Here is a 12,775-nt window from a genome sequence, read left to right on the forward strand (position 1 = left end):
CTTAATGTCATTAAAAAGGAATGGATTTTCCTTAATCGAAGTTATGGTTTCACTAGTGATTCTGGTGATAGGCCTTATTGGCATTTTTAATCTGCATATTGTCTCTAAACAGGGCAGTTTCGAGTCCTTTCAACAAACTCAAGCATCTTATTTAGCAAGTGATATTCTGAATCGCATGCGTTTAAACTCTTCTCAATTAGCGCAATATGCCAGTGGTTCACCATATTCTGGTAACCCTTCTACGGTGTCTCAGAGTTGCGAAGGTGGAGTGCTGTGTAGTCCTGCTCAAATGGCGTTGTGGGATATTTTTGAATGGCAGTCTTCTTTCACTGGCGCTTCCGAAGTGATTAACAATAATAATGTTGGAGGCCTAGACTCTGCAACTGGCTGTATCGCAATTAATGGAAATGTGGTTACAGTTACTATGTCTTGGAAGGCGATCAGAAGTTCCAGCGATGCAGGGGATGTGAATGCTTGTGGTACGGCTAGTGATAAACGTCGAATCTACTCAATTCAAACAGTGATTATTTAAATGAAAAAAAATGATTAGTCACGTAAAGAAACAATCAGGTATGTCGCTCGTTGAATTAATGGTGGCGATGTTGATCAGTTTGTTTCTATCTGCCGGCATTTTTACTATGTTTAGTATGTCGGCAACCAATGTAACGACAACAAGCCAATATAACCAGCTACAAGAAAATGGTCGTATAGCACTTGCCATCATGGAACGAGATATTGCCCAGCTTGGTTTTTTTGGTGATATGACCGGTTCGGAATTTATCTCCGGTATCAACACTACTTTAGATGATGCAATTCCAGCAGCGGATGATTGTATTGGGGCTGGTCTGAATAATGCGAGTTTACCCAATAATCAAGCTGCACATTTCAGACGCTTATGGGGTTATGAAAATGGCTTAAGTGGCACGACTCCTTTAGCCTGTTTGTCTTCGGCTACGGTGGCGGCTAATACTGACGTTATTCAAATTAAGCGTTTTATTGAGCCTAGTTTAGGCTCGGGTGATGGTAGCGATTCACCTGTTAATGGTGGCTCAAGGTTCGCCGTCTCAGCTACATCAACTCAAGCGATATTTTTTAATGGTACAGATCCCTCAAGTGTTATGCCTAATTCAAGGGTTTGGGAGTATCAACATCATGTCTATTTCATTGATACAGAAAATGGTTTACCCATTTTGAGCAGAAAAACATTAACAGCTAATGGTATGACCAATGATGAACAATTAGTTGAGGGAATTGAAAATATTCGTTTTTTATACGGGTTCGATAATGATGCAGATAGCACGCCTGATACATTTATTCCAGCTGCAGATGTCACAACATTAATGTGGGATAACGAAACATTTCAACGCTTAGTTGCTGTAAAAATTTATTTATTAGTTCGCTCAACTGAGGCAGATAATAACTACAACAATCAAGTGACTTATCAGTTGGGAGATAAACAGATCAATGCACCAAATGATAATTTTAGACGAAAAGTGTTATCGACAACCGTGATCTTAGAAAACCCTGTTTTAATAAGGAATTAAATGACTATTTTTATGAAGAAACAAAGAGGGATTGTATTATTTTTATCACTCATCGTTTTGGTTATTATGACGGTTATTGGTATTGCTCTAGCGGTCAACTCAACTCAGTCATTAAGAATGTCTGGTGCAGGGTCTGAAAGAATAGAGGCCATGTCTACTGCAAATGGTGGTCTAGAGCAGGTCATTGCTACTAATTCAGGGGCAAGTTTTGCTAATTTGTCAGCGGTTAAAACAGAAAATTTATTTAATAGTACGCAAGTCATAACACCGCTGCCAGAAACTGGCGTTAGGGATGTTGGTTGCCAAAGGACGTCTAACGCAATGGGTGTAAATTTAGTGAGTTGTAGAAGATCACAGATAACTAGTACAGTCCAGTTTGGTCGGGATAACTTAGGTTCTTTAACAGTTGCAGCAGGTGTTGAGCAGCAAGTGTTAACAGGGAGTTGATTTCATGAAAAATAGAATTCTAGTCAGTATATTTATAGCAATAAATATTTTAGCTGGAGGCGCTTTTGCCGACGATACAGAGTTATATCTAATTGACTCAAGTGCTCGTTCTGGGAAACGTCCACAGATTTTATTTATTTTTGATAACTCCGGCAGTATGGATACTGAAGATCAGCAGTCTGTAAGCCCTTACTGCTCAGCTTCTGAATATGAAGCTGGTAACTGTACCTATGCAGATGGGTATGAAAGCTATGCAAGTAGTTACTCAGGCTATATTAATGAGAATGGCACCTACTGGACTGCAGATGGTATCGATAGTACGAGCTTACCAACCCCTGATTCACCTAACGATTCTCGTCGGTTTTACGCCGCAAATAATAATTGTAATAAATCAATTGAGCCATTAGCAGTGACCGGTCAATACACTGGTTATTTGCGAGAATTTAAAGCAAAAGGCAACTCTGGTACCTGGGAACCTCTAGCCGATAATAATGGTTTTAATCAAAATCAAGTTGTTGATTGTTTTCAGGATATTTTAGAATACGACCCAAAAAATCCTGGCCAAGAAAAATCAGGCAATAGTTACGACGACTATGCGGATGGTTATCCTATAAACACCAAGGCTATGTACACAACTTCTACTAACAACATTGCGAGAGAAGAAAGTTATAACAACACAGATTTTGGATCTGAGGCAACCGTCACCTTGTACACAGCTGAATATCTGGTTTGGTATAAATGGGTTACAACGACAGAAGAAGGGCAAAATAGTGGAAGTTTAAGTACTCGAATGGATATTGCTAAGGATGCTTTAAATGCGGCTTTAACAAATATGTCGATTCCGATTGATGCTGGCTTAGCGGTATTTAATTTAAATTACCCATCAGAGGGTAATGCTGACGGTGGGCGTATCATTTCCGGTATTGAAGAAATGACTACATCGAATGAGTCTGCACTCATTAACACCATTTATAATCTAACCGCGGATACGAATACACCATTATGTGAAACATTATATGAAGCTTATCAATACTTTAGTGGTGACTCAGTAACCTTCGGTAACAAAGATAATAATGGTTCTGGAAAAAATAAGATCAAAGATTATGATCCTAATACGCCGGCAAGTATTATATCTTCTGGTAGTTACACTACACCATTAAAAAAGTGTCCCGATACAGCTTATGTTGTCTACATTACTGATGGTGCACCCACATTAGATCATTATGCAGATTCAAATATAATCAGTTTAACTGCCTCTGCAGAGGATAAAACCGCAGATTATTCAAAGTTTACTTTTGATGATACTAGCGGAAATGAAGAATATAGTTACTTACCTGCTCTTGCTTCTTATATGGCAAATAACGATGTGGTAAAGGGAGTACTTGATTCTGAAGGTGAGGATAACAAGCAGACGGTAAAACTTTATACTATTGGTTTCTCTTCTGGTGCAGACTCTGCAGCAGCTCTTTTAGAGGAAGCTGCATACAGAGCGGGTAGCCCTAGAGATGAAAGCACCGGAATATCATCAGGTTATTTTAGAGCATCAAATGGTTTGGCTTTAGTTGATGCAATCAACAGTGTGTTAAAAAATATATTAGCAGTAAATACGTCTTTTACTTCACCGAGTATTGCAAGTAATAACTTTGATAAAACTGAAACCTTTAACTCTGCTTATTTTGCCATGTTCTATCCAGGTACGGGGCCTCGTTGGAGTGGCAATTTAAAGAAACTTAAGGTTAACTCTAGCGGCGAAATAGTCGGCTCTGGTGGAACCGAAACCGCAGTTGATTCTGACGGTAATATCTCTGCGTCAGTTTGTACTTATTGGAATGTGTGTGCGGCAAATTCTGAGGATGGTAACAATGTTAATTCAGGCGGTGTTTTACCTTACATAAGAAGCACCCTAAAAATAGAAATATCAAAACTAATAGTGGCAATAGTTTAATTGATATAGACAGCTCTAGTTTTGTGTCAACGTATTCACAAGCAGATCTTGATTGGTTATATGGTGTAGATGTTGACGATGATGACAATGACGATGTCTATACTGACTATCGAATTGATGTAATGGGTGATCCACTTCACTCAAAACCCTTAGCGCTTAATTTCGGCACTCAATCTACTGATGGAACACAAAACCTTGATGTCAGAGTGATACTAGGAACTAACCAAGGCTTAGTTCATATGTTTAAGGACTCAGATACTGGCAGTACTGATTATTCCGTCGGAAGTGTAAGTGAATCATGGGCGTTTATTCCGCAAGAGCTGTGGAGCAATATTCCAATATTGAGAGAAAATAACTCCACAGGTGAGCATAGTGTATATGGCATGGACTTATCCCCTGTCGCTTATACTGAAACTGATAGTAGTGGCGCAGTTAGTAAAGCTTGGCTCTACTTAGGAATGCGAAGTGGTGGTGCATCATATTACTCACTCGACATCTCTAACCCTGATTCACCGTCAATGAAATGGCTCATTAACTCAACCACTTCAGGTTTTGAAGATTTAGGTGAGACATGGTCAGAACCTGTTGTTACTTTTGTTCCAGGTATTGATGACCCCGTAATCATTTTTGGCGGCGGCATGGCGTCAAGTGATGGTAATGGAGAGGGCGTATTTATTGTCAATGCAGATACCGGTCCAAATGGACTTATAAAATCGTTTACCTCTTCGGAAATGAATAGCGTAGTAAGTAAAGTGGCGGTACTAGACAGCAATAATGATGGTATTACGGATAGAATCTATGCTTCTGACATTGGTGGTAATATTTGGCGTATGGATTTACCATCGTCCGATCAATCAACATGGACAATATTTAAGTTTGCTTATGTAGGTGATAGCAGTTCACCTAACGATAGGATGTTTTTCTATGAGCCAGCCTTAGCACAGACACAAATAAGTAATATTCATAGCACGAGTGGCGTATTGAGCTATCAAAATATTCCCTATGATGCTGTCACTATAGGAACTGGTAATCGAAACCATCCATTAGATACTTACACAAATGATATGTTCTTTGTGTTTCAAGACCGTAATGTTGTAACAAAGTCATATACTTCTACAGATGCGCCAGCGACGCTATTGATATCGGACTTATATGATGTGACTTCAGCGTCGCCAAGTTCAGAGGCTGAAAACCTTGTATTTGGCACCAAGCGTGGTTGGTATTATGATTTTACTTCGACGGGTGAGAAAACACTTTCTTCGTCATTAATATTTGATGGTCAAGTATATTTTACCTCATTTATACCACCTTCAGGTGGCACTATTGATTATGATTTAGGTGTTTGTGATCTATCTGGAGAAGGGCGTCTTTATGTTTTGGACTTGCATAAAGGTACTAGGACATACAGTGAACTTTATTACGATTTAGGGGAAAGGGTGCCTGATACTCCACAAATTGTTATCCCTCACGCAGAAGATGGCGAAGAGTCTGTTGCCTATATTATTGGTGTCGGTAAAGGAGAGTGTGAGGGCACAGATTGCAAAGGGACGATTACTTTAGGTTCTGGGTTAACGACTAATCGAATTTATTATCACATAGAAGAATAGAAATTATGAGCATGCAGGATCATAAAGGTTTTACCTTAATTGAAGTGATGATAACAGTGGTTATTGTTGGGATATTAGCCTCTATTGCCTATCCTTCATACACGAGTTTCATCACTAAAAGTGGCCGTTCTGAAGGTACTGCTGCGGTGCTGAGGGTAGCCAATTTACAAGAGCAATATTATATAGACAATCGTGTCTTTGCTGAAGATATGACCGATTTAGGTATGTCAGCGGAGCCATTTTTAACTGAAAATGGTTATTACTCTGTTGACTCTGTAGGCACGACAACCTACACCATTACCGCAACAGCAAAAGGCAGACAAGCAACCCTTGATTCCACATGCGGTACAATAACGCTTACTGCCGCTGGTGTTAAAGGCACCTCTAAGGAGTGTTGGAAATGAGCAAGTTTATCATATTGTGTTTATGTTTTATTTCAGTCACTGCTATTGCTCAAACAAGTAAGTGGCAAGATTATAAATGCCATATCACTTCATCTGTGGGCGAGAGAATATTATTTTATCGCTGGAAGGTTGAGGATGCTAAATGGAATCAGGCCACATTATCTGGTTCACAGTTTAAAGACGGTAAATCAGGAACTAAGTATTTTATTAAAGAGGTCAGTGAGTGTTTGTCATTGGATGGTACTTTCGAATTAAAATCTGCCCAAGAATTGGATAGTGTGACACTAAGATAATAATTAAATAGAGTCTTTAGTGTCAACTATAAAAAAAGGCTTAGTTTAAGAAACTAAGCCTTTTGTTTATTGTTTAAGTTCATTGGCTAACAGCTATTACCATCACTGCCATACGATACTCTTCCGCTGCCCGTTACTGTAATCGTCTTTGATTCAGCCGCTTTTCCATTGGGGCAATAAGTAAAATTGCCCCCAGTAGAAATCCCATCAGAAGAAAACGTTATAGTGCCTGACGGCCTTTAACTTTATCGTTGTCACTGAAACTGTCTATGACTTTTAGCTCTGTCGTTACCCCGTTGGCTTCAACGTAAACCCTTACACCGTCACTCCAATCTGTTCCGCTCTTGCAGGTTGTTGCAGTTGCAAAGGGGCATAAGCTAACCGTTGTGCCGTAACTAACAGCTTGACTTCGAGAGAACACAAGTATGTCATGAATTTTATCGGCATTATTATCTGCTCTTACACTCTCATAAACAGAGTTTAATGAGGGAGCCGCAACGGCAAGAAGGATAGCCGCTACAGCAACCGTAACCATCACCTCGACTAAGGTAAAACCTGACTGAAATTTTTTCATGTGTGTATCCTCAACTATATAAAGAAGAGTATAACTAAGCACAGCATGAATTACAGTGTTTAATTGGTTATTTATTGTCTAGCGGTGCAGTCATTTCATAATATCTATCTCACTATTAATTAAAGACAAAACCAAAAATTAATTTGGTTTACATTTGATATTTTTCTTCTTTGACATTCTAGCTCTACCAGCTTGGTTAACAATAACCGCTTTTGAATACTCACTGTCGATGGTGCTGGGGCAATAGGTCAGGGTGCCATTAGTGCCGGAGGCAAGACCATCTGCTTGAAACCTAACCGCTGCGCGGTTGTAACCCACAAAATCGTTATCGTTAAATGCTGAGGTTTGCTGTAGTAACCGATCACTTCCATCAAGTTGATTTTTGGTACCGCGATCAATAAATACGCTAAGACCAATTCGCCAATCAGAAGTGCATTTGTTATCTACAATAGGGCAAACCGTGACTCTTGTTCCGTAGCTTATTGCCATATTACGGGCAAATTGGATTGTCTGTTGTATGACTTTAATACTGCTATTCGCTCTTGTATGTTCGTGTATTTCAGTAAAAGAGGGGATTGCGATAAGTGACATCAACATGATAATTAATGTTGTAACGATGAGCTCGATAAGCCCAAAGCCTTTTGTGAATGTTGACCGTTTCATAATTATTCCTCCCTAAATTAATAGATAGCATCCTGCAGCGGGTTAGATAGTATAGAAAATGAACAATTCTTTTGCTGTGAAATATCTTTTTCTAAATACGCAAAATAGCAGCGACATTTTGCTGTGGTTTCAAGTAAGATATTTGCAGGAAGTTTGGTTGCTATAAACGTCAACGATGACATACGTTTAACCAACAATTTAGCCGATGACAGGAGTATGTAATGAAAAAAGTCGAAGCCATTATTAAACCATTTAAACTTGATGATGTGCGTGAGTCACTCGCTGAGATTGGCATCACAGGTATGACAGTGTCTGAGGTGAAGGGATTTGGGCGTCAAAAAGGGCATACTGAACTGTATCGTGGCGCAGAATACATGGTCGATTTTTTACCTAAAGTGAAAATTGAGCTTGTGATCCAAGATGAGCTGCTAGAACGTGCTATCGATGCGATTGTTGATACTGCAAGAACAGGAAAGATAGGCGACGGAAAGATTTTTGTTACCGATGTCGAGCGAGTTATTCGTATTCGTACCGGTGAAGAAAACGACGAAGCAGTATAAGGCTATGAAGAGCCTTTTTTTATGCGTGTTCAAGTTAGTAAGACAATGTTTGGTTGGGGGAATTTATGCAACAAAGAATTGTTATCGTTGGTGGTGGGGCTGCCGGTTTAGCATTAGCGTCAAAGCTAGGGCGTAAGTTTGGTAGCAATTCTTTGGTCGATATTAGCTTAGTTGATAAAAATACCGTGCATATTTGGAAACCTAAATTACACGAGGTTGCGGTTGGGGTTATTGATCAATCGATTGAAGGATTGCAATACCGCGATCATGGCCTTAAAAATGGCTACCGTTATATTCGTGGTGCCATTGAGCAATGCGACCCACAAGCTAAAACGATTCAATTAACGCCTGTTTATAATGATGAGGGTGAACAGATTATCGCTGAGCGCCACATTGCATACGACACTTTAGTGTTAGCGTTAGGTGGAGTCTCCAATAGCTTTAATACGCCCGGAGCTGAAAAACACTGTATATTTTTAGATAGTCTTGATAGTGCAAATGTCTTCCATCAAAAGTTGATGGATGCTTTGCTGCAACTTAATGAAACCCAAGATCAACTCAGTATTGGTATTGTCGGCGCTGGTGCCACAGGCGTTGAATTATCGGCTGAACTTCATCATGTTATCGAATCTGTTAAAGAATACGGCTATCAAAATATTAGCAAAGATCATTTAGACATTAACCTTATCGAAGCATCAAACAAAATTTTGCCGCAATTGCCAGAGCAAGTAAGCGCAAGAGCCCAAACGGTATTGTCAAAGCTTGGGGTCAAACTGCACTTAGGTGTTCAGGTAAAAGAAGTGACCAAAGAAGGATTTGTAACGGCTACAGGTGAAGTCATAAAAGCCAATATTAAAGTGTGGGCTGCGGGTGTAAAAGGGCCTAAAGTGTTTGAAAACTTCACTCAACTTCCGGTGACACCTCGTAATCAAATTGATGTTGATGGTTGCATGCGGGTTAAAGGGGTCAGTGATATTTATGCATTAGGTGATTGTGCACAGTTAATATTGCCAACGGGTAAACCTGTCCCACCTCGCGCTCAAGCTGCTGCTCAAATGGCCGACCGCCTTTATGCTAATGTGTGTTTAAAAATGAAATCACAACCAGAAAAGCCATTTGAATATAAAGACTACGGCTCTTTAGTTTCATTAAGCCGCTTTTCTGCGGTCGGTAATTTAATGGGGAATTTACGCTCAGGTGATTTTTTCGTAGAAGGTCACGTGGCACGGCTTATGTATATCTCATTGTATCAACGTCACCTAGCCAGTTTATATGGTTGGTTTTCAGCTTCTGTGTACCGTATCGCCCAAAAACTGCTGCGTTGGCAGCGACCTAAGCTTAAGTTGCATTAGCGGAATTTTGTTTCGTTAAGGGCTTTATTGCATAATAAAACAGCGTTTAATGATCATAAGTGCAATTTAATCTAAATGTACTTGAATTTAAGATTGATCTTGGTAGTTTCAGGTATTAATGAGTTGTTAACTCTAGTATAGATACCAAGCTTTACGTATTTCAAAGAAGATAATCAGTGCCTCAGGGAGCCAAGATGCAAAACCAAATTACGTTATTAGAACAAACTAAACATGGCGATTTAAAACTAGCCGCAAGTGACTATTCACATGTGGCAGAGCAACATATCGTGCCAGTTACTCTACATGAGATCAGCCGTGCAGCGACAGAATACCCAATTGTGTTTGTTAAAAATAGCGACACCAATGAATTTCAGTCAGTTGCAATGCTAGGGTTAAAGCCTGGACAAAATTTAAGTGTTAAAGACGGCAAATGGCAAGGTCTGTATATTCCTGCGGTAGTGCGAGATTACCCACTTGGATTAGTGCTTAACCCTGATGTAAAAGATAAAGTGTGGATTGGTATTCGTGAAGAGGCTAAAGAAGTTAGCAAAACTGAAGGCCAACCATTGTTTGTTGACGGTAAAGAAACGCCATTGTTAGAAACACGTAAAAAAGCGTTAATTAGCCACTATGAACAAGATCAAGCAACTCGTGGGATCTTAGGCTTTTTAAATGAAAAAGGTTTATTAATCAACCAAACATTAACGGTTGATGTTGCGGGTGAAAAACGTAATATCAATGGTTTATATGTTGTTGATGAAGCAAAACTAAATGAATTGAGTGACGAAGAATTTTTAGACTTAAAAAAACGCGGTTTATTAGGCCCAATCTTCGGTCATTTAGGTTCGTTAAACCAAGTGAACCGTCTCGCTAGAGTTGAAATGCAGGATAAATAACCTGTCAGCTTATTAAGCACAAAAAAAAGGCACTCTATAGAGTGTCTTTTTTTATTCTTTTCTGATCTGATGAGTGATAAAACGTTAAGGTACTCAATCAATAGATACAAAAAAACCACTCAATGAGTGGTTTTTTTGTTTTTTATGGTGCCGGCACCAAGAGTCGAACTCGGGACCTACTGATTACAAGTCAGTTGCTCTACCAACTGAGCTATGCCGGCTAAATTGTGGTGCCCGAACCCGGAATCGAACCAGGGACACGAGGATTTTCAATCCTCTGCTCTACCGACTGAGCTATTCGGGCAAGTAAACTAAGCGTTAGTTTACTACTACAAACTAGGTACTAACTTGGTAATCAGTGCCTGTCTCGTCTGGAGTGCGCACATAATATAGTGATGAATTTTATCGTGCAAGTGCTTTTTAAAAGTTTTTCATCGTTCGGCTAGTTAATGTTCAAAAAGCGGCAATTTTAACTGTTATTGATGGTTTTTAATCCGAAATGGCTAAATTTAAGTATTAGTGTTTTGTCTGAGATAGTTTTTATTGTCCAATACTGATGGATATTGGCTTTATATCGAGTCTATATTGTCACTCGCTACAAAATAAATGCTATTTTCGATAAGGTTTAACTCACTTTTTAACAGTGGATGCCTTTACCTTTAATGGCGTTAACGATTGATGTAAAGGTGATAGGAGATAGGTAGAATTTTAGAGGCTACCGTGTCAGTTTTGTCAGCAAAACCACTTTTACGATGAAACTCTGCGAAATGAATAGGGGGTTATACCAATCCTTATTAGAATATGATCTATTAATTTTCGCTATAAAGAGCAAGTTCTAATGTGGATTAATGGTATTAGGTACTGTACCAGCTAACGATGTATCAGAATTGATCGTTGAAGCTATTAAGCTGCAGGCTATGCTCACAAAAAAGCCGCTTAACTAGAAATGTCCAACTTTATGGGGTCACTTCAGTTTGCGGCTTTCTTATTAATGTTAGTTATTCGTCTTCAGCTGGCGGAACGTAGCCTTCGATTTCAACATCTTTACCTTCAAATAAGAAGCTAAGCATTTGAGTTTCTAAAAATTTGCGGTCATCAACATTCATCATGTTGAGTTTTTTCTCATTAATCAGCATCGTTTGCTTTTGTTGCCATAAGCCCCACGCTTCTTTACTGATATTGTCATAAATACGTTTACCTAACTCGCCTGGATAAAGCTGAAAATCCAAACCGTCGGCAGATTTATTAAGGTGTTGACACTGAACTGTGCGAGCCATGGTGATTCCTTACTAACTTAATTACAATTAAAACGAATGTGTCGTGAAAAGTACGGCTAAATTAGACAAAATACGCTCTGTGGCCGCAGCTAATCCCACTTTTTCTGGTTGGTTTATGTTATACCAGAGAGTCGTGTTTTGTTCCATGATCCCTGTAACTGGCTGGGATGTTAATTCAACTAAAACGGGTTGAATATCTAAATGAAAGTGGCTAAATGTATGTCTAAATCCAGCAAGGCCTTGATCTGAAGCTTTGAGGTTATGAAGCGCTAAATAATCAGCCAACTCCACCTCTGTATCAAATTGTGGAAAACACCACAAACCACCCCATATACCCGCTGGTGGACGCTGCATTAACTGTACAGTGGTATCTGAACCAGAGTTGTTAACCATCACCAACATAAAAGCGGACTTTTCAGGGGTGACTTTTTTCGGCTTTTTACCGGGGTAACGAGTTTGTTCACCTTGTAATTGCGCCTTACAGTCAATTGCGACAGGGCATTGCGCACAAAGTGGCTTACTACGAGTACATACACTAGAGCCAATATCCATCATGGCTTGGTTAAATTTCTCTACGTCTACTTTGGGTGTGTGTTGTTCAGTTAATTGCCATAACTGCTGCTCAACCGTTTTCACCCCAGGCCAACCATCAATCGCACCGTGCCTTGCTAATACACGCTTTACATTGCCATCCAAAATAGGATGATGTTGTCCAAGTGATAATGACAACACAGCTCCAGCGGTAGACTTACCAATGCCAGATAAAGCAACCACATCGTCAAAGTCTGTGGGAAACTCGCCATTAAATGCATCACGCACATGCTGAGCGGCTTTATGCAAATTACGCGCTCTGGCGTAGTAGCCTAATCCTGTCCATAAATGTAATACCTCATCTTGTTCAGCATTAGCAAGTTCGACAACCGTCGGAAATCTTGCCATAAATCGCTCATAATAAGGGATCACCGTTGCGACTTGGGTTTGTTGCAACATTATTTCAGACACCCAAACGCGGTAAGGTGTTTTATTGAGCTGCCAGGGCAGTGTTTTACGACCATTAAGGTCGTACCAAGCAATAATACGCTCGGCAAAGGTAGTCACTTTTTTCATGGGCGCAGTGTATCTATAGCCATTTTATTACACAAGTAGGCAAACCATTTTAACCTTATATACTGACTTGAGCAGAATCACTTGTTGATGACTAATTTAGCGTAAA

At 39.6% G+C, this 12,775-nt stretch carries 11 protein-coding genes, 2 tRNA genes and 2 pseudogenes; 9 read left to right on the top strand and 6 right to left on the bottom strand.

Features of this window, described 5'->3' with window-relative positions; genetic code table 11:
* Nucleotides 1-4: 4 nt before the first annotated feature.
* The 6 genes and pseudogenes from pilV to N4T56_RS03155 all read left to right on the top strand — a co-directional run bounded on the left by pilV (nucleotide 5) and on the right by N4T56_RS03155 (nucleotide 6,240).
* On the top strand, nucleotides 5-532 hold the full coding sequence (pilV, locus tag N4T56_RS03130) for a type IV pilus modification protein PilV (RefSeq protein ID WP_261732178.1): 528 nt from the start codon (nucleotides 5-7) through the stop codon (nucleotides 530-532).
* 10 nt (nucleotides 533-542) lie between these two features.
* Nucleotides 543-1,544 carry a PilW family protein gene (locus N4T56_RS03135; protein WP_261732179.1) on the top strand — a complete coding sequence of 334 codons (1,002 nt, stop codon included), beginning with the start codon at nucleotides 543-545 and terminating at the stop codon, nucleotides 1,542-1,544.
* Between the two features lie 12 nt (nucleotides 1,545-1,556).
* Nucleotides 1,557-1,991, top strand: a complete 435-nt coding sequence (locus tag N4T56_RS03140) for a pilus assembly PilX family protein (RefSeq protein ID WP_261734742.1) — start codon at nucleotides 1,557-1,559, stop codon at nucleotides 1,989-1,991.
* A 4-nt stretch (nucleotides 1,992-1,995) separates the two neighbouring features.
* Nucleotides 1,996-5,543: pseudogene (locus tag N4T56_RS22645) on the top strand (pilus assembly protein).
* A gap of 11 nt (nucleotides 5,544-5,554) precedes the next feature.
* Nucleotides 5,555-5,947 (top strand): type IV pilin protein, encoded by a 393-nt coding sequence (locus N4T56_RS03150; protein ID WP_390904104.1) that lies wholly within the window; start codon nucleotides 5,555-5,557, stop codon nucleotides 5,945-5,947.
* On the top strand, nucleotides 5,944-6,240 hold the full coding sequence (locus N4T56_RS03155; RefSeq protein WP_261732181.1) for a TapY2 family type IVa secretion system protein: 297 nt from the start codon (nucleotides 5,944-5,946) through the stop codon (nucleotides 6,238-6,240). Before N4T56_RS03150 ends, N4T56_RS03155 begins: the two co-directional genes overlap by 4 nt.
* 86 nt (nucleotides 6,241-6,326) lie before the next feature.
* On the opposite strand, the pseudogene N4T56_RS03160 reads toward N4T56_RS03155, so the two are convergent.
* Together N4T56_RS03160 and N4T56_RS03165 are read right to left on the bottom strand one after the other, a co-directional pair.
* Nucleotides 6,327-6,814, bottom strand: a pseudogene (locus N4T56_RS03160) (GspH/FimT family pseudopilin).
* 138 nt (nucleotides 6,815-6,952) lie between these two features.
* Nucleotides 6,953-7,477, bottom strand: a complete 525-nt coding sequence (locus N4T56_RS03165; RefSeq protein WP_261732182.1) for a GspH/FimT family pseudopilin — start codon at nucleotides 7,475-7,477, stop codon at nucleotides 6,953-6,955.
* A gap of 221 nt (nucleotides 7,478-7,698) precedes the next feature.
* Between N4T56_RS03165 and glnB the strand changes: the two genes are divergently transcribed.
* The 3 genes from glnB to N4T56_RS03180 all read left to right on the top strand — a co-directional run bounded on the left by glnB (nucleotide 7,699) and on the right by N4T56_RS03180 (nucleotide 10,285).
* Nucleotides 7,699-8,037, top strand: a complete 339-nt coding sequence (gene glnB / locus N4T56_RS03170) for a nitrogen regulatory protein P-II (protein ID WP_188916721.1) — start codon at nucleotides 7,699-7,701, stop codon at nucleotides 8,035-8,037.
* A gap of 65 nt (nucleotides 8,038-8,102) precedes the next feature.
* The gene (locus N4T56_RS03175) at nucleotides 8,103-9,389 is read left to right on the top strand and encodes an NAD(P)/FAD-dependent oxidoreductase (protein WP_261732183.1); all 1,287 of its coding nucleotides are present in this window, start codon (nucleotides 8,103-8,105) and stop codon (nucleotides 9,387-9,389) included.
* Nucleotides 9,390-9,583: 194 nt separating this feature from the next.
* Nucleotides 9,584-10,285, top strand: coding sequence for a SapC family protein (locus N4T56_RS03180; RefSeq protein ID WP_261732184.1), 702 nt, complete (start codon nucleotides 9,584-9,586; stop codon nucleotides 10,283-10,285).
* 145 nt (nucleotides 10,286-10,430) lie between these two features.
* Here the strand turns inward: N4T56_RS03180 and N4T56_RS03185 are convergent.
* From N4T56_RS03185 to mutY, 4 genes are all read right to left on the bottom strand, one after another.
* Nucleotides 10,431-10,506: transfer RNA gene (locus N4T56_RS03185), tRNA-Thr, on the bottom strand.
* 7 nt (nucleotides 10,507-10,513) lie between these two features.
* A tRNA-Phe gene (locus N4T56_RS03190) sits at nucleotides 10,514-10,589 on the bottom strand.
* A gap of 694 nt (nucleotides 10,590-11,283) precedes the next feature.
* A complete protein-coding gene (locus N4T56_RS03195; protein WP_188916714.1) occupies nucleotides 11,284-11,562 on the bottom strand; it encodes an oxidative damage protection protein in 279 nt (92 codons plus the stop codon).
* A gap of 27 nt (nucleotides 11,563-11,589) precedes the next feature.
* A complete protein-coding gene (gene mutY / locus N4T56_RS03200) occupies nucleotides 11,590-12,669 on the bottom strand; it encodes an A/G-specific adenine glycosylase (RefSeq protein WP_261732185.1) in 1,080 nt (359 codons plus the stop codon).
* Between the last annotated feature and the right edge of the window lie 106 nt (nucleotides 12,670-12,775).

This window comes from Shewanella phaeophyticola (genome assembly GCF_025398315.1).
Classification (GTDB): Bacteria; Pseudomonadota; Gammaproteobacteria; order Enterobacterales; family Shewanellaceae; genus Shewanella; species Shewanella phaeophyticola.